Origin of the sequence: Mycobacterium sp. DL (assembly GCF_039729195.1) — a bacterium.
Lineage (GTDB): Bacteria > Actinomycetota > Actinomycetes > Mycobacteriales > Mycobacteriaceae > Mycobacterium > Mycobacterium hippocampi_A.
This window is the reverse complement of record NZ_CP155796.1, coordinates 5,343,359-5,365,643: the sequence shown is the minus strand read 5'-3', so window position 1 is coordinate 5,365,643 and position 22,285 is coordinate 5,343,359. Positions and strand designations below refer to the sequence as shown.

Below are 22,285 nucleotides of genomic sequence, written 5' to 3'. Positions count from 1 at the left end.
CGGCGCACTCGGTTCGGCGCGTGGGTGCTCATCGCACCCCCAACAGGAAGTCCAGATGCAGCCGGTCGAATGTCTTGGGGTCCTCGTACTGCGGCCAGTGCCCGCAACCCGGCATCACCTCGAACCGGGCGCCGGGGATCATCGAGGCGATGCGGCGACCCTCGTCGACATCGGCGGTCGGATCGTCGCTGGTCCACAACACGAGGGTGGGCGCGGTGATCGCGCCGTACTCGTCGGGGCCGAGCAGATTGCGCGCGCGGATCTGCGGATCCTGCAGCGCCATGATGTCTTTCATCGCGGAGACGAACCCGGGTTGCCGATAGACGCGCTGCCGACTGGCGACGATGTCGTCGTAGTCCTTCGACTTGTCGGCCATCAGCCATTTGATGCGTGCCTGCACCGTTTCCCACGTCGGATCCTCTGCCGCGGCCATCGACAAACTGACGATCCGCTTCATCACCTCGGGATCGGCCTGCGAGCCGCCGGCGGTGTTGAGCACCAGGCGCCGCACCCGTTCTGGGTGATCCACCGCGATGCGGGCGGCGACCCAGCCACCCAGCGACTCACCGCTGATGTCGGCGCGTTCGGCGCCGATCGCGTCGAGGAACGCGACCAGATGATCGACGTAGTGCGCAATCTCGAGGTCATGTCCCGGCTTGTCGGTGTACCCGTGGCCGAGCATGTCGATCGACCAGGTCGAGAAGTGTTCGGCGTGCGCCTGCAGATTGCGGACATAGGCCTCGGCGTGGCCCCCCGACCCGTGCAGCAGCACCAGCGCAGGACTGTGCGGGTCACCGGCGTGCAGGTAGCGGGTACGGACTCCGCCGGCGTCGAGATACCCCTGGGAGAACGCGACACCCTGAAGGTCGCTCCACACGCTCTCGAACTCCGCCACCCCGCACCCCTTTCCGTGTGGTCGGGCCTCGCCTCAGGCCTTGACGGCGAGAATCGAATTCTCGTATGTTGTAAGCACTCTGCTCATTTATCGCACATCTACGTGCACTATAGTCAGAGCATCACTCTCATGAGTGCGCCTGTCAAGGAAGGCCCGTATGACTCGACCGTTTGTCGAACCGGGGACACCTGCGGCGACCCCCGGTGCACCCGGATCGCAGACGCTCGCCCGGGGTCTGAGCGCTCTGCAGTTGGTCGCCAATTCACCGGCGGGGCTGACCGTCACCCAGGTCGCCGACGACATCGGGGTGCACCGCACGATCGCCTACCGACTCCTCAGCACGCTGGCCCAGTTCCGGTTCATCGCCAAAGGTGAGGACGGTCGGTACCGGTCCGCGGCAGCACTGGCCGTGCTCGGCGCTTCGTTCGACAACAACGTCCGCCAGCTGTGTGTGCCGACCCTGCGTGGTCTCGCCGACGAACTCGGCACCACCGTGTCACTGCTGGTGGCCGAGGGCGATCAGCAGGTCGCGGTTGCGGTGATGGTCCCCACCAACGTCTTCTACCAACTGTCGTTCCACGAGGGCAGCCGGTACCCGCTCGAGCGTGGCGCCGCCGGCATCGCGCTACTGGCGAGCATGGCGCCACGTCCCGCAGAGCGCCCGCTCGTGCCGCTGGCCCGCCAGCAGGGTTGGGTGATCACCCACGGCGAGATCGAACCCAACACCTTCGGCCTGGCGGTGCCGGTGCGCCGCAGGCCGCCGTCGCCGCCCACGTGCATCAACCTGATCTCACATCGTGAAGACGTCGTCGTAGAAGGTCGCGACTCAGTCATCAAGGCGGCCAACGAATTATCGGCCCTCCTCAGCTGAGGGCGGGAACGACCGGAGGGAGACAGCGGTGACCGATTGGGACCACGACGTCGATGTCGTCGTGCTCGGCAGTGGCGGCGCGGGGCTGACCGCGGCGCTGACCGCGGCGGCCAACGGCGCCTCGGTGGCGGTGTACGAGAAAGCGGCGACTGTCGGCGGGACGACCGCGGTGTCCGGCGGGATCGTGTGGATTCCCGCCCACCGCCGGTCCTCTGAAGGTGAGCTGACCGCCGAGGATGCGATGGCCTACCTGCGCGCCCAGTCCCTCGGCTACATGGACGACGAACTGGTGGAGACGTTTGTCGGCACCGGGGCGGCGATGCTCGACTTCGTCGAGGCGCACAGCGAGCTCGAGTTCGAGGTTGCCGCAGGGTTCCCGGACTACAAGCCGGAACTACCCGGCGGTCGACCCGCAGGCGGACGGTCACTGAACGCCCGGCCCTTCGACCTGTCGCGGCTCGGCGCCTGGAGCAACCGAATCACCTCCTTCCCGGCCGATTTCAGCAACGTCGGCATCGACGCCGAGACACGTGCCCGCATCCACGCCTCTGTCGAGGACATGTCGGGCGACTTCTGCGTGGCCGGGACGGCATTGATCGCCGGGCTGTTGAAGGGTCTGCTCGATGCGGGCGTGGTCCCCCAGACCGATTCGCGTGCCGTCGAGCTGATCGCTGATCCGCTGGGGATCGTCGGGGTGCGAATTGCTCAGGGTGACAGCGAGTTCCAGGTGCGCGCGCGCCACGGCGTGGTACTGGGCACCGGCGGCTTCGAGTGGGACGAACGTCTGGTCGAGGCGTATCTGCGGGGCCCGATGCGCGGTGCGGTCTCCCCACCCACCAACACCGGCGACGGGTTGCGGATGGCGATGGCGCACGGCGCCGACCTGGCCAACATGGGCGAGGCGTGGTGGGTTCCCATCGTGCAGATCCCCGGCGACACCTTCAACGGCCACCCCCGCAGCCGCAGCGTCCGACTCGAGCGCACCCGCCCGAGAAGCATCATCGTCAATCGGGCCGGCAACCGGTTTCTCAACGAGGCGGGCGAGTACAACTCGATGGCGGGTCCGTTCCACTTCCTGGACCCCAGACTCGGGTACGCCAACGACCCGGCCTGGATCGTGTTCGACTCGCTGCACCTCAAGCACTACGGCTTCCTCGGAGTCGATCCGGACGGACCCATCCCCGATTGGTTCTGCCAGTCCACCGATCTCGACGAACTCAGCGACAAGACCGGGATCGACGCCGACGGCCTGAGACGGACGCTGCACGCGTGGAACGCCGCCGTCGCCGGGGACGTCGATCCCGAGTTCGGCCGCGGCGCAAGCGCATACGACGGGTACTGGGGCGATGACAAGGCGACCACCCCCGCCGGGAGGACCCTCGGCCCCATCGACACCGCCCCGTACTTCGCGGTACCGGTGTCCATCGGCGCGATGGGCACCAAAGGCGGCCCACGAACCGACCGCGACGGCCGCGTCCTCCACGTCAACGGCACCGCGATCACCGGTCTGTTCGCCGCGGGCAACGCCATGGCCGGCGCCACCGGGAAGGCCTACGGCGGCGCGGGCGGAACCCTCGGTCCGGCCATGGTGTTCGGCTACCGGGCCGGCCACGCCGTCGCCACCGGCACATCGGTGTCCTGGCGCGACTCCTAGCTGCCCAGTTGCGCTAACCGACGATCGTTGAGCCGACAATGTAGGTGCCGATCAGTAGCGTCGCGATGAGCATGACCCACCCGTCGGTCAGTCGACGCAGCCATATCGGCGCGTGACGCACTTCCATGAACTCTCGCAGGATGATGCGCATCTTTATCAGGGCGATCACAATGGCGCTCACGGTGACAACGGGACTGGCCCGCAACGTTTCGGCGGTGTCTACGCTGTGATCCATCCAGACGTACACCAGAGTCATCGCCGATAGCGTCAGCCAGGCGATCAAAAGTCTTTTGCTGAATGTGACACCCACAGTTCACCTCACAATGTAGAGCAACGCGAATATGAGCACCCACAGGAAATCGACAGTGTGCCAATACGTTGCGCCTGTCTCGACAATCTCCTGGGACCGCCTGGCGGGGCTCCACAGTCGATAGATGACGACCCCGAGCACCACAAAGCCGATCAACACATGCAGGCAGTGGATCGAGGTCAGGAAGAAGTAGTGCTGGAAGAACTCATCACTGGTGAAGGTGTTCCCGATGTGGATCTCCTTGACCCACTCGACCACCTTGGCGACGAGGAAGACCACACCGAAGAAAACGGTCAGAAAGGCGCTGGTCAGCGCAGACCGATACGCTCCCTCGCGGGAGGCTTGGACGCATCGCGCGATCGCCCAGGAACTCAGCAGCAAAACGATTGTGTTGAACACCCCGAAACGCAGATCCAGGTCGGCCTGCGACTGGAGGAACAGCTCCTCGTTCTGGGTGCGGGAAAAGAGATAGACCGAGAAGTAGCCGGTGAAGAGCAGTGACTCGAAGAGCACAAACGCCCACATGTCCGGCTGCCCAGGGATGAAATGTGGCTTCTGGTCCCGCCTTTTCATCTTCGGACCGGCGAGGTTCGTCATCGAACTGCACCCACAGTCGACGCCTCCGGGTTTCCTGCGGGCGGATGGTCCGGCAGCGGGCCTGCACCAAAATCTTCACGTTCGATCATCCTGCGCAACAGCACGATGAAGGCCCCGGTGTAGATCCCGAACACGACCATGTTGATCCACCAGGCGATCGCGCCGTTCCACGCGAAGACGCCGCGGTCGAAAATCCAGGCGGGCGCCACGACAACCTCGGTCAGCGCGTTGCACAGATTGAGGTAGCCGAACCACTTCGGGAACACCCGGTTCTTGTCGATCAGAACGGCCACCATCCAGACCAGGGAACCGATCAAGAACACGCCCATGGTTCCGCTGAACGACAGGAACGCGAAATCAAAAAGCCACTGGATCAGTTGCGGGTCGCGGTCCGTCCGCAGGGCACCAACGGTCATCGCGATGGCCATCACCAGCATGCCAGGGATGGCGCTGAGCGCGTACATGACCAGATACGAGTACGCGAATACAGGACTCACCGACATGCGACGCATCGAGTAGGCCAGCAGCGCGTTCATCGGCGCGCACATTCCCGAGATCAGGAACACCACACCGAACCCAGCGAGAATGCCGAACTGATGATCATTGATCCACCGCACCACCGTGGGGGTGTCCCAGGCAGGACTCGGGGGCGGCTGTACGCGCGTGACCACAAAGAACAACACGCCCCACAACTGGTAGAAGACCACCATCACCCACCAGGCGAACCACAGTTCCCTCTTCGGGTGGTGGCGGATGTTCCACACCAGTCGACTCAGCGTCGAGCCGATGGGCAGCGTCACGTCGAACGCCGGTCTGTTCATACAGCGACCCCGTCCTGTGCGCGCTGTCGCCGGATAGTTTGGCCAACAACGATTCCCATGACGACGATCCACACAGTGATAGCAACGTTCTTGGTCCAGAACGACAACATGCCGTCCCACGCGAGAGGCCCGCGCATCGCAAGCGCGGTGAAGGCGGCGGGCATCAGGGCCACCGCGACAACAACATTGAAGTGTGCGACCCACAATGTGAAGACGGGTCGAGGCTGTTGATCCCAGTAAATCGCCAGCGCCAGCAACAAACATTGCGCGATCAGGTACGGAACAAGAATCGTGAACGTCAGCCACGCGAGATCGTTGAACATTTGCGTCAACTCCGGAGCTCGGTCCGGTCGGAAGGCTCCCAACAACCAGAACATGTTGGCAATCAGGAAAAGGCAGGGCGGACCGCCGGCACAGGCCAGCAGACTGTAGGACAGGATCGGCGTCCGGTGAGCCATCCGCCGGACCTGAATCACCAACAGCATCAACAGCGGTATCAATCCGACCCCGAACCAGTTGAACAGGATCATGCTGTACCGGATCCGCGCGGTCTCATCGCGATAGAAGGCGGCGACCTCCTCGGCCGGCATGGTTGGCGACATCGGGTGCACGAATCCCGGAAAGAGCAGAAACGCCGATACCCAGATGACGGCCACCACGGGCAATGTCCAGAACAGGATCAGTTCGCCATCCGTGCGTCTCATCGTCGCGCCCTCTATCGTCCTCAGCGGTTGGTTGCCGATCGGCAACTGCGAAAGTAGCCGATCGGCAACCGCGGGGTCAACAGCTGAGGAGCTAGGCTCAGCAATGTGACCTCCGCACAGCAAGATCGCAGGTTCAGCGAGATCACGCGCACCGCCGCGCAGACCAGGGTGCTCGACGCAGCGTTGAAATTGATCGCCGAGCACGGCGTCAGCGGAACGTCTCTGCAGATGATCGCCGACGCGATGGGCGTGACGAAGGCCGCCGTCTACCGGCAGTTCAAGACCAAGGAAGAGATCGTCGTCGCCATCACCGAGCGGGAGATGGCCACACTGGAGGATGCGGTCGAAGCTGCTGAGGCCGCGGGGCACCCGGTACAGGCGCGCGAAGTTCTCCTCGACCGGATGATCGACCAGGCCATCGAACGCCGCGGGGTGGTCAGCGTGCTGCAGTTCGATCCGGTGATCATCCGCCTGCAGGCCGAACACGAACCGTTCCAACGATTCATCGAGCGCCTCTACGCCGCACTGCTGGGCACCGAGGCCGGTGTCGAGGCACGCTTCCACGCGGCAATGCTGTCGAGCGCGATCAGCGTCGCGGTCATGCACCCTCTCATCGCCGACTTCGACGCGCCCACGCTCCGCGCCCAGTTGACGCAGATGACGCGCCGCATGCTGGATCTGCCTGGCTCGGGTCAGGATTCGGCAGGAGAACCGAAGAGTCGCTCCGCGGCGGTGTAGGGATCGTCGCGGCCGTCGGCGACCGCTTGCGCCAGTCGCTCCAGATCCGGGTGGCTGCGCAACCGCGTCTGCGCCAACGACAGAATCTGAGAACGCGCACGGGCGATCCGCCGAGGCGCCGTGTCGCTGCGATGGTACGCGTCGATCGCGTCGACCAGTTCGACGATGCCCTCACCCTGTGCGGCAACAAGTTTGAGGATCGGGGCCTCGGTCTCTGCATGCAGGTCACGCACCGTCTGGTCGGCACCGTCACGGTCGGCCTTGTTCACGACGACGATGTCGGCCACCTCGAGAAGCCCCGCTTTGGCGGCCTGCACCGCGTCGCCGGCGCCGGGGTTCAGGATCACCACGGTCGGCTCGGCGACCGCCGCGATCTCGATCTCTGACTGCCCGACTCCGACGGTCTCGAGGACGACCAAGTCATAGGACAGCGCGGTCAGGAGTCTGATGGCTGCGGGCACGGCTGCGGCGAGGCCGCCGAGATGCCCGCGCGCCGCCACGGACCGGATCAGCACGTCGGGATCGTTGATGTGGGCGGCCATCCGAATCCGGTCACCCAGCAGCGCGCCACCGCTGTAGGGCGAGGACGGATCGACGGCGAGCACCGCCACCCGCAGCCCCTTGGCCCGGTACGCGCCCACCAGGGCGCCGACCGTCGTCGATTTTCCGGCGCCGGGCGGTCCGGTGATGCCGACCACCCGCGCCGGGACGACGTCTCCCAACGCATCGAGCACATCGTGCCGACGTGGACCCTCCACCAGGGTGAGCAGTCGGCCGGTCGCCCTGGCCGAGCCGGCCACCGCTGCCGCGATGAGCTCGTCGATGGTCACTCCAGACAGATTACGCAGCGGGATTCCTCACTGTTCACACCTTGATACCGATATTGAGAATGCTATTCTCTCTCACTGAGAGTGTCAGTTTCAAGGAGGACGCACATGCAGATCACCGGTAGTTCGGCCCTGGTCGTCGGCGGCGCGGGAGGACTGGGCGAAGCGACGGTGCGACGGCTGCACGCGGCGGGCGCCAAAGTCGTCGTCGCCGACATGGCCGACGACAAGGGCAAGGCCCTCGAAGCCGAACTCGGCGTGCGTTACCTCCGCACCGACGCCACCTCGGAGGAGTCTGTCAACGCAGCGATCGCCGAGGCGGAATCGCTTGCTCCGCTGCGTATCTCCGTCGACACGCATGGCGGCCCCGCCAGCGGCGGGCGTCTCGTCGGCAAGGACGGATCGCCGTTGGATCTCGAGGGTTTCAAGACCACCATCGAGTTCTACCTCACCGCGGTGTTCAACATCATGCGGCTCTCGGCCGCTGCGATCGCCAGATCGGAGCCGCTCGACGAGGGTGCCCGCGGCGTGATCATCAATACCGCGTCCATCGCGGGCTACGAGGGCCAGATCGGGCAGCTCCCCTACGCCGCGGCCAAGGGCGGTGTGCTGGGGATGACGCTCGTCGCCGCGCGTGACCTGTCGCCGCTGGGCATTCGTGTCGTCACCATCGCGCCGGGGACCATCAACACCCCCGCATACGGAAAGGCGGCCGACCAGCTCGAGCAGTACTGGGCCCCGCAGGTGCCCTTCCCCAAGCGAATGGGGCGCTCGACGGAGTACGCGCAACTCGCGCAGAGCATCATCGAAAACGACTATCTCAACGGCGAAATCATCCGCCTCGACGGTGCGCTGCGGTTTCCGCCCAGGTGACAGGCGTCCTATCCGGCCGGGTCGCGTTCGTCGCCGGGGCCAGCCGCGGCATCGGCGCCACCATCGCGTGTGCGCTGGCCGGGGCGGGCGCCTCGGTGGCCGTGGCGGCCCGCTCTGAAGAGCAGGGCAGGCTGCCGGGCACCATCGGATCGGTCGCCGACCGCATCATCGCCGCGGGTGGCCGGGCGCTGCCGGTGGCGTGCGACGTCACCAGCGAGGAATCCGTCGACAGCGCGGTCGCCGCGACCGTCGCCGAGTTCGGCGGCATCGACATCCTCGTCGCGAACGCGGGTGTGCTGTGGCTCGGTCCGATCGAATCCACCCCGCTGAAGCGGTGGAAGCTGTGCCTCGACGTCAACACCACCGGCGTCTTCCTGGTCACCAAAGCCGTGATCCCGCATGTGCGTGCCCGCGGTGGCGGGTCGTTGATCGCTGTGACGACGACCGGCGTCGCGATGACCGACCACGGCGCCAACGCGTACTGGGTGTCCAAGGCCGCCGCCGAACGGCTCTACCTCGGGCTGGCGGCCGATCTGAAGCCCGACAACATCGCGGTGAACTGCCTGAGCCCGTCCCGGGTGGTGCTGACCGAGGGCTGGCAGGCCGGCGGCGGCGGGCTCGAGATCCCGCCCGAGATGGTCGAACCGCCCGAAGCGATGGCCGAGGCCGCGCTGCTGCTTGCGCGCCAGGACGCCGGCGGCATCACCGGCACCATCCAACGCTCGGAATCCGTCGCCGCGGAATAGCGTTCCGGGCTGTGAATCTCACGCTCTGACGACCAGGAATGCTATTCCGCGGGGCGAGGTTACGTCTGCTTGGCGATCAGGCCGTCGACGATCTTGTTGAAGTCGGCGGTGCCGAACGACACGTACTCCGCGAGGTTGGCGTAGTCCAGCGAGGCCATCACCGACCGCTCCAGTTGGATGTTCATCAGCCGCTTGGTGGCCTCGACGGCCTGCTGCGGCAACTCCAGGATCTTCTTCGCACACGCGGTCGCCTCGGCCAGTGGATCGGCGACGACGTGGTTCGCGAGACCGAGTTCGACCGCCCGTTGGGCTTTGATCCGCACCCCGGTCAACGCGAACTCCTTGGCCTGCAACAGGCTGATCTGCGAACCCCAGACCAGCGGGCCGCCGTCTGCGGCGACCAAACCGATCTGGACATGCGGATCGGCGAAGAAGGCGTTCTCCGCGATGTAGACGATGTCGGACAGGGCGGCGAGGCTGCAACCGAGACCCACCGCCGGACCGTTGACCGCGGCGATCACCGGGATGCGGCACCGCACCATACCCACAACGAGGTCGCGGCCGTGCTTGATCGTCTTCTGGCGCAGGGCCTCGTTGCCACGAAGTTCGTCGAGGTAGTTGAAGTCACCGCCTGCCGAGAACGCCCGCCCCGCACCGGTGATCACCGCGGCCCGCGCGTCGGCGTCCTCGTTGAGCGCCTCCCACACCTTCGCCAGTCCCACGTGCAGCGCGTCGTTGACGGCGTTGAGCTCATCGGGCCGGTTGAGGGTGATGATCCGCAGGCCACCCTCGGCGCGGACATCGATTTCATCTGGCATGTCGTACATTTAGGCTCCCAACCCGAGAATCCGCTGAGCGATGATGTTCTTCTGGATCTGCGACGTTCCACCCATCACGCTTTGGGCGCGGCTGTACATGTAGGCGTCGAACAGTTCCGGATCCCTGGTGCCCAGGGTGGCCAGCGTCGCATGGCCGACGGACTGCTCGACCCACGTCATCAGCAGCTTGTCCAGCGAACCCTGCGGTCCGTGCGTCAGTCCGTCGAGTTGTTCGGAGAGTCGCCTGCGCACGTGCAACCGCAGCATCTCGGTCTGCACCCAGGCCCACGACAGCTCATCCGGTGCCGCGCCCTCGGAGCGAGAGGCCAACTGGCGCACCAGCTTGCCGTAGCGCGCCGAGAACCCCAACGTCGAGGGTTCGCGCTCATGGCTGACCACGGTCATCGCGAGTTTCCAGCCGTCGCCCGGCGCGCCGACCATGTTGTCGGCGGACACCCTGGCGCCGTCGAACTCGACCTGGCCGAACTCTTTGGTGACCCCACTGATCATCTTCAGTGGTCGCTGCACGATCCCGGGCTGGTGCATCGAGACGATGAACGCCGAGATGCCTTTGTGTTTGGGCACGTTTTTATCCGTGCGCGCCAGCACCAGACACCAGTCGGCGACGTCGGAGTAGCTCGTCCAGATCTTGTGCCCGTGGATCACGTACTCATCGGGGTTGGAGTCGTCTCGGGTGGCGGTCGTCGTCAGCGACGCCAGATCCGACCCGGCACCGGGTTCGCTGAAACCCTGACACCACCGCTCGGTGCCGTTGATCATTCCCGGCAGAAACCGTTGTCGCAGTTCCTCGTTGCCGTGGTGGCTCAACCCGACGACGAGGTAACCCAGACTCGGGCGGGCCGGCGCGCCGCCCTTCGCGATCTCCTCGTCGACGATCACGTCGTACACCGGCGGCAGGTCCTGGCCGCCGTACTCCTTGGGCCATGACGTGCCGAAGAATCCGGCCTCGAACAGCGCCTGGTGCCACTCGCCTGCTTTGGCCCAGTACTCGTCACCCGAGGTCGGGAACTTGCCCTTCTGCTCGGTCAGCCAACCGCGCAACCGGTCGCGGAACGCGGCCTCCTCGGTGGAATCACGAAAGTCCAATGGTCAACTCCTCCAACTTCACGGGCCAGGTCTCGGTGGCGGCCAGCACCCGGCGTAGATACACGTGCGCCAGGCATTCCCAGGTGTTGCCGATGCCGCCGTGCACCTGAATCGATGTTTCGCACACGGTCAACGCCGCACGCGCGCAGTAGATCTTGGCGACGCGCGCGGCCTCGAGCGCCTCGGCGACGGGTAGTTCGTCGACTGCCCACGCGGCGTGGCGTGACACGCTGATCGATCCCTCGATCAGAGCCAGCGCCTCGGCCAGCAGATGCCCCACCGCCTGGTAGGAACCGATGGTGGCACCGTACTGCTCGCGGACCTTGGCGTATTCGCACGCGAGCGCATGGGTGCCGCGCGCGGCGCCCACCAGGTCGGCGCACGTCACAGTCAGCGCGAGCGCGCGCCACCGGTCCGCGTCCTCCTCGGAGAGATCGCTGAGCCCGGTCGGCGACTCGACCACTCCGGCCAGGCTTCCCGTCAGGTCCACCGATTCGAACACCTCAGCGGCTGAATCCGATTCGTGACCGAGCCGACGATTCAGATCGTCGCTGAGCAGCGGACCGAGAAACGGCGCGTCGACCAGACCGCGGGCGAACTCCTCCGCGACGATTGCGACCTCGACACCGGAGGCACCGTCGGAGCGCAGTGTCCGGAAGCCGATGGCGTCCACGGCTTTCTCCAGCCGCGTCACCCGACTCTCGTCGTCGAGATCGGCGACCGACCCCGGACCGAGGTCGTCGGCCAGCTTGGCCGCGGCTTCCCTCAACTGTTGTTGTTCACTTGTCAGACGGACGTCCACAGACGCTCCTTCAGCACTCGGCGCAATACCTTCCCCGACGGCAGACGGGGTATCTCGGACACGAAGAACACTCGACTCAGGCGCTTGTAGGACGCCAACCGGTCCGCGACCAGCGAGACCAGCACGTCGGGATCCACAGTCATGACGGGTCTCACGGCGGCCACCACGGCCTCGCCATTGGCCCCGTCGGGCACCCCGAAGACCGCGCAGTCCGCGACGGCGGGGTGCCCGTGCAACACCGCCTCGATCTCGGCAGGCGCGACCTGGAATCCGCGGACCTTGATCATCTCCTTGGCGCGGTCGGTGATCCGCAACCACCCGTCCCGGTCGAGGTAACCGACATCGCCGGTGCGGTACCAACCGTCGGCAAACATCTCGGCGGTCGTGTCGACAGGCAGATAGCCGGCCATCACCGACTCCGAGAGCACCTGGATCTCCCCTTCGGCTCCGACCTCCAGCGCCTCGCCGCTGTCCAGCGACACGGTCCGCACCTGGACCCCGGGCACCGGCCGGCCGACGGTGTCCAGCCGCGCGCCCTCGATCGTGTTGCACGAGATGACCGGCAATTCGCTGGCCCCGTATGCGGTGACCCACGGGACGCCGGAGCGTTCGGTGACGGCTTCGGCCACACTCTGTGTGACCGGGGTGGCACACCACATGATGTACCGCAGCGACGAGAGGTCGTAGGACTCCAGACGCGGGTGCGCGGACAGCGCCAGCGCGATCGGGGCGACCGCCATCTCGATGGTGATGCGGTCGGATTCGATGTGGCGCAGCATCGTGTCGATGTCGAAGCGGGAGTGCAGCCGGATCCAGGTCCCTGTGTCGAGCGCCGTCACGATGTTGAGCAGACCGAGGATGTGAGACGGCGGCGTCATCACCTGCATCCGGTCGGTTGCCGACAACTGCAGTGCGCCACGCCAGTGACGCACCGCGACCGCCAACGACGCGTGCGTGTGACGCACCGCCTTGGGCATGCCCGTGGTTCCGGAGCTGAACACGAAGACCGCGTCGCCGTCGGTGCTGACGTCGACCGTTTCAGCCCCACGGTGTGCCGGTGTGATCGGGTCGTCCAGGTGCACCATCGGCATCAACTCGGCGAGCACCGGGTGGTCGCCGACCGCGTGCGACGCCGTGGTCAGCGACAACGCATGGCTGACCTCGGCCTGCTTCCAGGCGGGGCTCAACAGCACCGCGGCGGCGCCCAGTCGCCAGATCGCGCGCAGTGCGACCACGAACTCCGGACGGTTCGACGACATCACCGCGACCCGGCTGCCCGGGCCGACGCCGCGCTCTGCGAGCACCAGAGCCATCCCGTCGGCCAGCGCGTCGAGGTCGGTCAGGGTGTACTCCCGATCCTCGAAGGCGAGCGCCATCGGCTCACTCACGTCGCGCGCGCCCCTTCCGGAAGTCATGGATGATGTGTGCGAGAGGACTAGCGTTTGTTCAGGAGAATAGTATTCTCCTATTATCAGAATGACAATGTCGAAAGAGGGTCACATGACCGACCCGCAGCACCGGGATCTGGGGGCACCGTGACAGAGACGGACACCGCAACCGTCACCATCCAACTGGACGGCAGCACCGCGTCGGTCTCGCCCAAACCCGGCGAGACGCTCCTCGAGAGTGCCCGCCGCGCGGGGATGGGTCCGCCCTTCTCCTGCGAGGCAGGAAACTGCGGAACCTGTATGGCACATCTGACCGAAGGCACCGCGACGATGCGGGTCAACGACGCGCTGACCGAGGACGAGGTCGCAGACGGATACGTGCTCACCTGCCAGGCCGTTCCCGACACTCCCTCGGTGACAGTCAATTACGACGAGTGATTCGCACGCGCCGCACCCCCGTCGAGGGCGTGATGGTCGTCGAGTCGCGGCGCGGCCCGGTAGGTGGGTTCGTAGCCCGCGATCCGGATCGGGCTGCCCACCAGGTCGAAGTCGCCCGCGGTGACCACCACCTCCGGAGTCGCGGCAAGCGCCTCCGGCAAGGTGCGCACGGCGGAGACGGGAATTCCCAACGGCCGCAGCCGCGATTCCCAGTTGGCGGCAGTGTCGGCGGCCAGCGCGGCGCTGACGACCGCCAGCACCTCATCGCGTTGACTTGCGCGTTCGGCCATCGTCGGGAATCCCTCGATGCCGGCTTCGGCCGCAAATGCCGCCCAGAACGCGTCGTGGGTGATGAAGAGTGCGAGATACCCCTCCGCGGTCGAAAACAGCTGCGCCGGAACATAGTACGAATGCGCTCCGTCAGGGTACCGACGCGGCTCGATGCCGTCGTTGAGGAACGCCGCGGCGCGGTAGTTGAGCTGGGAGAGCATCACGTCACGCAGTGACACGTCGACCTGACCACCGCGGCCGGAGACGATCTTGGCCAGTAGACCCACCGCAGCAGTCAGACCGGTCGAGTTGTCGACAGAGGAATACCCTGGCAGCGTCGGCGGCCCCTGCGGGTCACCCGTCATGGCCGCCACCCCGGTGGCCGCCTGGATGACGTAGTCGAACGCGGGATCGTCGCCTCCGTCGAGGCCGAAACCGGTCATCGCCACGCAGACGATGCGCTCGTTGAACTCACGCAGCGACTCGTAGGTCAGGCCGAGTCGCTTGATCGCCGACGGCTTCATGTTGACAAGCAGCGCATGGGAATCCGCGACGAGCTCGCCCAACCGGGCGCGTCCCTGAGCAGACCGCAGGTCCAGGCACACACTCTGTTTGTTGCGGTTGAGGCTGGCGAAGTAGCTGTCGCTGACCTGCCGCGAGATCTCACCCCCTGGCGGCTCTATCTTGATCACGTCCGCACCGAGATCGGCGAGCAGCATGGTCGCGTACGGCCCCGCCAGCATCACCCCGACCTCGAGGATGCGGATGCCCGCCAGCGGCCCCGGCGTCGTCACGATCGAATGACCTCGGCGAGCTCCGCGATCACTTCTCTGGTGCGGTACTTCGACGCGATGAGCTCGTCTCGGGTGTCCCCGATGGGCAGCAATCGCACCGACAGGTCGGTGACACCGGCGTCCGCGAACTGCTTGAAACGAGCCAGGATTGCCTCTTCATCGCCGGCTGCGCACAGGTCTCCGACATTGCGCGCATCCCCGCGGTCCAGCAACTTCTGGTAGTTGGGCGACGTCTCCGCCTCGGCCAGGATCCGGTTGGCCCGGTCCTTGGCCGCGTCGATCTCGGAGTTCGCGCACAGACAGACCGGAATACCCGCAACCACGCGCGGTGCGGGTCGTCCCGCCTCGGCGGCGGCTTTGTTGATCTTCGGCGCGATGTGCTCACCGATGGACTTCTCATCGGCCATCCACAGCACGGTCCCGTCGGCCAGTTCTCCCGCGATCTGGAGCATCACCGGCCCCAGCGCGGCGACCAGCACCGGCATCGGGGGTTCGGCGCCCAGTGCGGTGGGATTGTGCACGGTGAAGGAGGAGTTCTCCACGTCGACCGGACCCGGGCCTGCGGTCGCGGCATTCAACACCTCGAGGTAGTCGCGGGTGTAGCCCGCCGGCTTCTCGTAGGGCAGCCCGAGCATGTCCCTGACGATCCAGTGGTGTGATGGCCCCACACCCAACGCCAGCCGACCGGCCGCCATCGCGTTCACCGAAAGCGCCTGCCGGGCAAGCGCGATCGGGTGCTGCGCTTGCAGTGGCACCACTGCGGTGCCCAGTTCGATGCGGGAACTGTGTGCCGCCATCAGCGCCACCATCGTCAGGCAGTCGAAGTCGTCGGGCACCTGGGGCATCCACGCGGTGTCCAGGCCCGCCTCTTCGGCCCACTCGATGTCGGCTACCAGCTTCTTCACCTTGCGCGACATGTCGCCGCGCTCGGCTCCGATCATCACGCCCAGTCTCATTGAGCCCCTGCTTTCTCGGTCAACTCCCGCACGTCGCGCACCAGGGTCTCCAGCGAGGTGCCGGTCGGGAACACTGCGGCCGCGCCTGCGTCCAATAACTTCTGGACGTCTCCCTGCGGGATCGTGCCGCCGACGACAACGGCGATGTCACCTGCGTCCGCGGCACGCAGTGCGTCGACGGTCCTGGTGGTCAACGCGACGTGGGCACCCGAGAGGATCGAAAGCCCCACCAGTGCAACGTCTTCCTGCAGGGCGATGGACACGATGTCCTCGATGCGCTGACGGATGCCGGTGTAGATGACCTCGAAGCCGGCGTCGCGCAGAGTTCGCGCGACGATCTTGGCACCCCGGTCGTGTCCGTCGAGGCCGGGCTTGGCGACCAATACTCGAGTGGCCACTAGAACACCACCGGCTGCTGAAACTCGCCCCACACCGACTTCAGAGTCGACACCATCTCGCCCACTGTGCAGTAGGCGTTGGCGCAGTCGATCAGCTTGTGCATCAAATTGTCCTCACCCTCCGCGGATCTGGCCAATGCCGCCAGCGCTTGCGTGACCGCCGCACCATCGCGTTCGGCCTTGACCTTGGCCAGTCGCTTGAGTTGCAGGTCACGGCCTTCGGCGTCGAGTTCGTAGGTCACGATGTCCGGTGGGGGCTCGTCGACGACGAACTTGTTGACGCCGACGACCGGCCGGACACCCGACTCCACCTCATGGTGGATCTTGTACGCCTCGTCGGCGATCAGACCCTGCAGATAGCCGTCCTCGATGCAGCGCACCATCCCACCGTGCTGCTCGAGATCGTCCATGATCTCGATGATCTTGGCCTCGGTGGCATCGGTGAGCGCTTCGACGAAGTACGAGCCACCGAGCGGATCGGCGACTTTGGTGACCCCGGTCTCGTAGGCGAGGATCTGCTGGGTCCGCAGCGCCAGCGTCGCCGATTCCTCACTGGGCAGTGCAAAAGGCTCATCCCAGGCCGCGGTGAACATCGACTGCACACCGCCCAGCACCGCCGCCATCGACTCGTAGGCCACCCGCACCAGATTGTTCTGGGCCTGCGGTGCATACAGCGACGCGCCGCCCGCCACGCAACCGAAGCGGAACATCGACGCCTTGTCGGTGGTCGCTCCGTAGCGCTCCCGCACGATCGTCGCCCAGCGCCTGCGGCCGGCCCGGTACTTGGCGATCTCCTCGAAGAAGTCGCCGTGGGTGTAGAAGAAGAACGAGATCTGCGGCGCGAACTTGTCGATCGTCATCCGACCGCGTTCGACCACGGTGTCGCAGTAGGTGACGCCGTCGGCCAGCGTGAACGCCATCTCCTGAACGGCGTTGGCGCCCGCGTCGCGGAAGTGCGCACCGGCAACCGAGATCGCATTGAACCTCGGCACCTCCGATGCGCAGAACTCGATGGTGTCGGCGATCAGCCGCAGCGACGGCTCCGGGGGCCAGATCCACGTGCCGCGCGAGGCGTATTCCTTGAGAATGTCGTTCTGAATGGTGCCGGTGAGCTTTTCCCTTGGCACCCCGGCTTTTTCGGCGGCCGCCACATAGAACGCCAGCAGGATCGCCGCGGTGCCGTTGATCGTGAAGCTGGTGCTGATCTTGTCCAGGGGAATGCTGTCGAACAGCACCTCGGCATCGGCGAGCGTGTCGACCGCCACCCCGACCCTGCCGACCTCCTCGCCGAACTCGGGGTCATCGGAGTCATAGCCGCACTGAGTGGGCAGGTCCAGCGCCACCGACAATCCGGTGCCACCCTGGGCAAGCAGATAGCGATATCTGCGGTTCGACTCCTCGGCGGTCCCGAAGCCGGAGTACTGCCGAAAGGTCCACGTCTTGCCCCGGTATCCGGACGCAAAATTGCCTCGGGTGAAGGGATAGGTACCCGGCGGCGGCTGGTCGCCGGCCCGGTCGGCCGGCCCGTACACAGGCTCCAACGGGAGCCCGGACGGTGTCTCCACTGGCTGATTGGATGGTGTGGTCATCAGGGGATAACGTACTTGCAAAAAATGAGAATGCCAATACCGCCTGAGGGAAAGATGCACTCGGGAGCGGGTGCGGCACCACGAATCGACGCGCCTAAGCCCCGCTACACAGCGATTATGGGATTCCCCTAAAATGAGAACCGCACTATCCTGGAGAGCCAGGTCCGCCAGCCGAGGAGGCTTATGTCCAGCGAGTCATCATTGACCGGTCGCACCCTGGTGGTGTCCGGGGGCAGCCGCGGGATCGGACTTGCCATCGCGTTGGGCGCCGCGAGGCTCGGAGCCAACGTCGTGCTGCTGGCCAAGACCGCGGAGCCCCACCCGAAACTTCCCGGCACCGTGCACACCGCGGTCGCCGAGGTCGAGGCCGCCGGCGGCAAGGGCCTGGCCGTCGTCGGTGACGTCCGTAAGGAAGAGGACGTGCAGCGCGCCGTCGAGGCAGCGGTCGAACGCTTCGGCGGTGTCGACATCGTCGTGAACAACGCCAGCGCCATCGCGACCGATCGCACCGAGGATCTGTCCGCCAAGAAGTTCGACCTGATGATGGACATCAACGTCCGTGGCACGTTCCTGCTGACCAAGGCGGCGCTGCCGCATCTTCAGAAATCCCCGCACGCGCAGGTGTTGACGATCTCTCCGCCGTTGAACATGAACCCGTACTGGCTCGGCGCGCACCCGGCGTACACGCTGTCCAAGTACGGGATGACATTGCTGAGCCTGGGGTGGGCCACCGAGTACGCCGATACCGGCATCGGGTTCAGCTGTCTGTGGCCCCAGACCTACATCGCCACGTCGGCGGTGACCAACCTCGCCGACGGCGACGCGCTCGTGGCGGCCTCGCGCAGCGCCGACATCATGGCGGACTCGGCGGTGGCGATTCTGTCCAGGCCCGCCGCCGAGGTCAACGGCGAGTGCTTCATCGACGCCGACGTCCTCACCGCGGCAGGAGTCAGCGACCTGTCGCGCTACGGCGGCGGCGACGACCCGATGTGGGATATCTTCCTGGACAAGTCATGAGTATCTCGCTGCTGTTGGAAATGGCGTCCTCGGCCGAGCCGGACCGGGCGGCCGTGGTCTCCGACGATGTCCGACTCACCACCGACGAGTTGAGCACCCTGGCCGACGGCGCCGCGGGCGTCATCGCGGGCTCCGGCGCGCGGCACGTCGCCTACGTCGGCACCGGCGGCGCGCTGCTGCCGCTGCTGCTGTTCTCCTCCGCGCGCGCGGCGGTGCCGTTCACCCCGTTGAACTACCGGTTGTCCACCGACGGCCTGCGGGCACTGCTCGACCGTCTGCCCGACCCACTGGTCGTGGTCGACGACGAGTACCGCGACGCCGTCGGCGGGGGTTACCGCACCATGGGTTCGGGTGAACTCCTCGACGCCGCCCGCACGGAGGAACCGGCGGTCGAGTTCGCCGATCCGGATGCGGTGGCGGTGGTCCTGTTCACCTCGGGCACCACCTCCAAGCCCAAGGCGGTGGAACTCACCCACAACAACTTGACGAGCTATGTGACCGGCACCGTGGAGTTCGCCTCGGCTGACCCCGGTGATGCCGCCCTGATCTGTGTGCCGCCCTACCACATCGCCGGCGTCGGCGCCGCCCTGTCGAACCTGTACGCAGGCCGGAAAATGGTGTACCTGAGGCACTTTGACGCCGCCGAGTGGGTGCGCCTGGTGGGGACCGAGAACGTCACGTCCGCGACGGTGGTACCGACCATGCTCGACCGGATCGTCACCGTCCTCGACGCCGACAAGGCGACGCTGCCGTCGTTGCGCACCCTGGCCTACGGCGGCTCCAAGGTGGCACTGCCGCTGGTCCGCAAGGCACTGTCGCTGCTGCCCGAGGTCGGGTTCGTCAACGCCTACGGCCTTACTGAAACCAGCTCCACGATCGCCGTGCTCACCCCCGACGATCACCGCGCCGCCCTGGGAGCACCCGACGAGGGGGCCGCCCGGCGCCTGGGATCGGTCGGCCAGCCCGTGCCGGGCATCGAGGTCGAGATCCGCGCCGAGGACGGCACCGTCCTGGGCGCCGGTGAGGCCGGCGAGCTCTTCGTCCGCGGCGAGCAGGTCTCGGGTAGATACACCGACATCGGTTCGGTGCTCGACGAGCAGGGCTGGTTCCCCACCAAGGATGTCGCCTATCTCGACGACGAGGGATATCTGTTCATCGGCGGGCGTTCCGACGACACCATCATCCGCGGCGGCGAGAACATCGCCCCCGCCGAGATCGAGGACGTGCTGGTCGAGCATCCGCACGTACGCGACTGTGCCGTGGTCGGCGCCGACGATCCCGAGTGGGGCCAGATCATCGTCGCCGTCGTGGTACCCCGGCCGGACGCCGAACCCGATGTCGAGGATCTGCGAACCTATGTCCGCTCGCAGCTGCGTGGCTCCCGCACCCCCGACCGGGTGGTGTTCCGAGCCGAACTGCCCACCAACGCGACCGGCAAGGTGCTGCGCCGCGAACTCGTTCACGAATTGAACTCGACGTCGAGCAAGGAGCCCGCATGATCAAGAACGGCAGCCGCCTGCAGAGCCAGGTCTGCGACACCCAGGTGATCGTCGTGCGCAGCGCCGACAGCCTCGACGACCTCCGTGCAGGGGGCGCACCGATGGTCCCGATCGGCGATCAGGTCGATGCCGGGCTGTCGCTCGACGACGCGCTGGCCAACGGAAACCTCATGGGCAAGCGCTACGTCGACGACGCCGGCGCCGAAGTACTGGTCACCAAAGCCGGAAAGGGGACCCTCAGCGTCGGGTCCACCCCGCTGGCTCTCAAGGAAGCGAAGCCGCTGCCCGCCAGCGACTGATACCTTCGGCCGTGTGAGGCCACGCCGCCTGCTGATCCGTTATGCCGCAGGTCTCACCTCTGCCTATGTGCTCACAGTCGCCGAGGTGGTGCTGATCGTCCGGTCGCTCGTCGGACCCAGTGTGATCACCTCCGCCAACGTCCTCACACTCGGTGTGGTCGGCGTCGTCGGCACCGCTTTCGTCGCCGGGGGCGCGGTCCTGATACTCAGGCCCACGCTCACATGGCTGAGAGCCGGTCTGACGCCGACCGACGCCCAACTTCGCACGGCGACCAAGATGATGCGGCGACAATCGGCGATCACTGTCGCACCCTGGGCGGTCGCCGCCGCCATCCAGGTACCGCTCTACCTCGACACAGGCCCGGTCGCCGTCATCGTCATCGCCTCGACCATGCTGTTCGGTGCCGTCGCCACGGTGTGCACCGGATTCCTCTTCACGATCCGCACCCTGCGCCCGGTGCTCGCCGCGGTGCCCGCCCACCTCACGCGCCCTGCCGCACCGGGGGTACGCGCGCGACTGCTGCTGATGTGGACCGTCTGCACGGCGCTGCCGGGTCTTGCCATCGCTCTGCTGCTGATACTGCGCTCGAACGGCTGGCTGCTGGACGAGTCCGCTCCGATCGAACTGGCCCTCATCGTGCTGGCGCTGGTGGCCGTGGTGCTCGGACTGCGTGCCATGATCCTGGTGTCCATGTCCATCTCCGATCCGGTCAATCAGGTGATCGACGCGATGGCCGACGTCGAGAAGGGGCACATCGACCGCACCATCGAGGTGTACGAGTGGTCCGAGATCGGGCGGCTGCAAAGCGGTTTCAACCGCATGGTGACAGGCCTGCGGGAGCGCGACCGGTTGCGGGATCTGTTCGGGCGCCACGTCGGCGAAGAAGTCGCCCGCCGCGCCGTCGAGCAGAACGAGTCGCCCGCCGGCGACGAACGCGACGTCGCGGTGTTGTTCATCGACCTGGCCGGTTCGACACAACTGGCAATCGTGCACGAACCCCATGAGGTGGCCCGTGTCCTCAACGACTTCTTCCGGATCGTGGTGGCCGCGGTCGACGAGCAGCACGGGCTGATCAACAAATTCCAGGGGGACGCAGCGCTGGCGGTGTTCGGTGCCCCACTGCGCATCGACGGACCCGCCAACGCGGCATTGTCGACAGCACGCGCGCTGGCTTCGGAATTACGCAGGCTGCCGGTGGATTTCGGTATCGGGGTCTCGGCCGGTCCGGTGTTCGCCGGGAACATCGGCGCCGAGAACCGTTACGAATACACGGTGGTCGGAGACCCGGTCAACGAAGCGGCGCGACTGGCCGATTGCGCCAAGGAGTTCGACGGCAGAGCTCTGTGCTCGGGAGCCGCGCTCGAGCAGGCCGACCCCGCCGAGCGGACGCGGTGGGTGCCCCGCGGCCAGACCGCTCTGCGCGGCCGGACCGACGTCACCGAGATCTATGAGCCGACCGCCGGCGACTGACTCAGCCACCCACCGTCCGGACCAGTACCGCGGTGAACCGCCGCTTCGCCAGACGCCAGCCCACATCGGTTCTGACGAAGACATCGTCATAAAATCCTGCCGCGTTGACGCCGGAACCGTTGTCCTGCGCCATGATCAGCGCGTCGACGTAGGCGCGCGCGGTGGCGCTGTCGCCGTCGACGGTAACCACCGGATTGGTGATCCGGTGCATCGTGTGGCCGGCCATCTCGTGTGCCGCGATCATGAAGTCGGTGACCGCGTCCACACCTCGCCAGGTACCGATCTCGCCGTAGTCGAGCTCGCAGTCGTCGGTGAACACCGTACGGAACAATGGCCAGTCGCGACGGTCGATACCGGTGGCGTAGCGCACCAGGACCTCGCGGATGGCGTCAACGTCGGACAT

The 22,285-nt window shown here is 66.2% G+C and carries 25 protein-coding genes; 10 read left to right on the top strand and 15 right to left on the bottom strand.

The genetic code is table 11. The features are described from left to right. Positions 1–28: 28 nt before the first annotated feature. Positions 29–895, bottom strand: a complete 867-nt coding sequence (locus tag ABDC78_RS25690) for an alpha/beta hydrolase (protein ID WP_178357142.1) — start codon at positions 893–895, stop codon at positions 29–31. A gap of 157 nt (positions 896–1,052) precedes the next feature. Here ABDC78_RS25690 and ABDC78_RS25685 point away from each other — a divergent pair, with 157 nt between their 5' ends. Next, complete coding sequence (locus tag ABDC78_RS25685) at positions 1,053–1,766, top strand: helix-turn-helix domain-containing protein (RefSeq protein WP_178357143.1); 714 nt, start codon at positions 1,053–1,055, stop codon at positions 1,764–1,766. Positions 1,767–1,794: 28 nt separating this feature from the next. Continuing rightward, a complete protein-coding gene (locus tag ABDC78_RS25680) occupies positions 1,795–3,420 on the top strand; it encodes an FAD-dependent oxidoreductase (protein WP_178357144.1) in 1,626 nt (541 codons plus the stop codon). A 13-nt stretch (positions 3,421–3,433) separates the two neighbouring features. On the opposite strand, the gene ABDC78_RS25675 is transcribed toward ABDC78_RS25680, so the two are convergent. From ABDC78_RS25675 to ABDC78_RS25660, 4 genes are read right to left on the bottom strand one after another with little or no spacing between them, the layout of a single operon-like run. Next, positions 3,434–3,730, bottom strand: coding sequence for a cytochrome C oxidase subunit IV family protein (locus ABDC78_RS25675; protein WP_178357145.1), 297 nt, complete (start codon positions 3,728–3,730; stop codon positions 3,434–3,436). A gap of 3 nt (positions 3,731–3,733) precedes the next feature. Continuing rightward, complete coding sequence (locus ABDC78_RS25670) at positions 3,734–4,327, bottom strand: cytochrome c oxidase subunit 3 (protein WP_178357146.1); 594 nt, start codon at positions 4,325–4,327, stop codon at positions 3,734–3,736. Continuing rightward, positions 4,324–5,148, bottom strand: a complete 825-nt coding sequence (locus ABDC78_RS25665; RefSeq protein WP_178357147.1) for a hypothetical protein — start codon at positions 5,146–5,148, stop codon at positions 4,324–4,326. The genes ABDC78_RS25670 and ABDC78_RS25665 overlap by 4 nt, the downstream gene beginning before the upstream one ends. After that, on the bottom strand, positions 5,145–5,852 hold the full coding sequence (locus ABDC78_RS25660; RefSeq protein WP_178357148.1) for a hypothetical protein: 708 nt from the start codon (positions 5,850–5,852) through the stop codon (positions 5,145–5,147). Before ABDC78_RS25660 ends, ABDC78_RS25665 begins: the two co-directional genes overlap by 4 nt. Before the next feature lie 105 nt (positions 5,853–5,957). On the opposite strand from ABDC78_RS25660, the gene ABDC78_RS25655 reads away from it, so the two are divergent. After that, positions 5,958–6,590 (top strand): TetR/AcrR family transcriptional regulator, encoded by a 633-nt coding sequence (locus ABDC78_RS25655; RefSeq protein WP_178357149.1) that lies wholly within the window; start codon positions 5,958–5,960, stop codon positions 6,588–6,590. Here the strand turns inward: ABDC78_RS25655 and meaB are convergent. Continuing rightward, positions 6,545–7,420 (bottom strand): methylmalonyl Co-A mutase-associated GTPase MeaB, encoded by an 876-nt coding sequence (gene meaB, locus ABDC78_RS25650; protein WP_178357150.1) that lies wholly within the window; start codon positions 7,418–7,420, stop codon positions 6,545–6,547. The genes ABDC78_RS25655 and meaB overlap by 46 nt on opposite strands. A gap of 105 nt (positions 7,421–7,525) precedes the next feature. Between meaB and ABDC78_RS25645 the strand changes: the two genes are divergently transcribed. Together ABDC78_RS25645 and ABDC78_RS25640 are read left to right on the top strand one after the other, a co-directional pair. Beyond that, positions 7,526–8,290, top strand: coding sequence for an SDR family NAD(P)-dependent oxidoreductase (locus ABDC78_RS25645; RefSeq protein ID WP_178357151.1), 765 nt, complete (start codon positions 7,526–7,528; stop codon positions 8,288–8,290). Next, positions 8,287–9,036: an SDR family NAD(P)-dependent oxidoreductase gene (locus tag ABDC78_RS25640; RefSeq protein WP_178357152.1), complete on the top strand. Its 750-nt coding sequence runs from the start codon at positions 8,287–8,289 to the stop codon at positions 9,034–9,036. The genes ABDC78_RS25645 and ABDC78_RS25640 overlap by 4 nt, the downstream gene beginning before the upstream one ends. Before the next feature lie 59 nt (positions 9,037–9,095). On the opposite strand, the gene ABDC78_RS25635 is transcribed toward ABDC78_RS25640, so the two are convergent. Genes ABDC78_RS25635 through ABDC78_RS25620 form a run of 4 tightly spaced genes read right to left on the bottom strand, consistent with a single transcriptional unit; the run spans position 9,096 to position 13,178 of the window. Beyond that, positions 9,096–9,863 carry an enoyl-CoA hydratase/isomerase family protein gene (locus tag ABDC78_RS25635; RefSeq protein ID WP_178357153.1) on the bottom strand — a complete coding sequence of 256 codons (768 nt, stop codon included), beginning with the start codon at positions 9,861–9,863 and terminating at the stop codon, positions 9,096–9,098. Continuing rightward, entirely contained in the window at positions 9,864–10,961 is a 1,098-nt protein-coding gene (locus tag ABDC78_RS25630) for an acyl-CoA dehydrogenase family protein (RefSeq protein ID WP_178357154.1), read from the bottom strand. It abuts the gene before it with no gap. Continuing rightward, on the bottom strand, positions 10,948–11,763 hold the full coding sequence (locus tag ABDC78_RS25625; RefSeq protein ID WP_178357155.1) for an acyl-CoA dehydrogenase family protein: 816 nt from the start codon (positions 11,761–11,763) through the stop codon (positions 10,948–10,950). Before ABDC78_RS25625 ends, ABDC78_RS25630 begins: the two co-directional genes overlap by 14 nt. Next, positions 11,748–13,178 (bottom strand): AMP-binding protein, encoded by a 1,431-nt coding sequence (locus ABDC78_RS25620; protein WP_178357156.1) that lies wholly within the window; start codon positions 13,176–13,178, stop codon positions 11,748–11,750. The genes ABDC78_RS25625 and ABDC78_RS25620 overlap by 16 nt, the downstream gene beginning before the upstream one ends. A gap of 120 nt (positions 13,179–13,298) precedes the next feature. Here ABDC78_RS25620 and ABDC78_RS25615 point away from each other — a divergent pair, with 120 nt between their 5' ends. After that, positions 13,299–13,589 (top strand): 2Fe-2S iron-sulfur cluster-binding protein, encoded by a 291-nt coding sequence (locus ABDC78_RS25615; RefSeq protein WP_347133226.1) that lies wholly within the window; start codon positions 13,299–13,301, stop codon positions 13,587–13,589. Here the strand turns inward: ABDC78_RS25615 and ABDC78_RS25610 are convergent. Genes ABDC78_RS25610 through ABDC78_RS25595 form a run of 4 tightly spaced genes read right to left on the bottom strand, consistent with a single transcriptional unit; the run spans position 13,577 to position 17,596 of the window. After that, positions 13,577–14,653 (bottom strand): CoA transferase, encoded by a 1,077-nt coding sequence (locus ABDC78_RS25610; RefSeq protein WP_178357157.1) that lies wholly within the window; start codon positions 14,651–14,653, stop codon positions 13,577–13,579. The genes ABDC78_RS25615 and ABDC78_RS25610 overlap by 13 nt on opposite strands. Continuing rightward, positions 14,650–15,609, bottom strand: a complete 960-nt coding sequence (locus ABDC78_RS25605) for an LLM class F420-dependent oxidoreductase (RefSeq protein ID WP_178357158.1) — start codon at positions 15,607–15,609, stop codon at positions 14,650–14,652. Before ABDC78_RS25605 ends, ABDC78_RS25610 begins: the two co-directional genes overlap by 4 nt. Next, the gene (locus ABDC78_RS25600) at positions 15,606–16,007 is read right to left on the bottom strand and encodes a cobalamin B12-binding domain-containing protein (RefSeq protein WP_178357159.1); all 402 of its coding nucleotides are present in this window, start codon (positions 16,005–16,007) and stop codon (positions 15,606–15,608) included. Before ABDC78_RS25600 ends, ABDC78_RS25605 begins: the two co-directional genes overlap by 4 nt. Next, complete coding sequence (locus tag ABDC78_RS25595; protein ID WP_178357160.1) at positions 16,007–17,596, bottom strand: methylmalonyl-CoA mutase family protein; 1,590 nt, start codon at positions 17,594–17,596, stop codon at positions 16,007–16,009. Before ABDC78_RS25595 ends, ABDC78_RS25600 begins: the two co-directional genes overlap by 1 nt. 183 nt (positions 17,597–17,779) lie before the next feature. Between ABDC78_RS25595 and ABDC78_RS25590 the strand changes: the two genes are divergently transcribed. Genes ABDC78_RS25590 through ABDC78_RS25575 form a run of 4 tightly spaced genes read left to right on the top strand, consistent with a single transcriptional unit; the run spans position 17,780 to position 21,882 of the window. Next, positions 17,780–18,613, top strand: coding sequence for an NAD(P)-dependent oxidoreductase (locus ABDC78_RS25590; protein WP_178357161.1), 834 nt, complete (start codon positions 17,780–17,782; stop codon positions 18,611–18,613). Then, complete coding sequence (locus tag ABDC78_RS25585; RefSeq protein ID WP_178357162.1) at positions 18,610–20,112, top strand: fatty acid--CoA ligase family protein; 1,503 nt, start codon at positions 18,610–18,612, stop codon at positions 20,110–20,112. The genes ABDC78_RS25590 and ABDC78_RS25585 overlap by 4 nt, the downstream gene beginning before the upstream one ends. Continuing rightward, positions 20,109–20,411 carry a hypothetical protein gene (locus ABDC78_RS25580; RefSeq protein ID WP_178357163.1) on the top strand — a complete coding sequence of 101 codons (303 nt, stop codon included), beginning with the start codon at positions 20,109–20,111 and terminating at the stop codon, positions 20,409–20,411. Before ABDC78_RS25585 ends, ABDC78_RS25580 begins: the two co-directional genes overlap by 4 nt. A gap of 13 nt (positions 20,412–20,424) precedes the next feature. After that, entirely contained in the window at positions 20,425–21,882 is a 1,458-nt protein-coding gene (locus tag ABDC78_RS25575; RefSeq protein WP_178357164.1) for an adenylate/guanylate cyclase domain-containing protein, read from the top strand. A gap of 1 nt (position 21,883) precedes the next feature. On the opposite strand, the gene ABDC78_RS25570 is transcribed toward ABDC78_RS25575, so the two are convergent. Next, positions 21,884–22,285, bottom strand: coding sequence for a nuclear transport factor 2 family protein (locus tag ABDC78_RS25570; protein ID WP_178357240.1), 402 nt, complete (start codon positions 22,283–22,285; stop codon positions 21,884–21,886).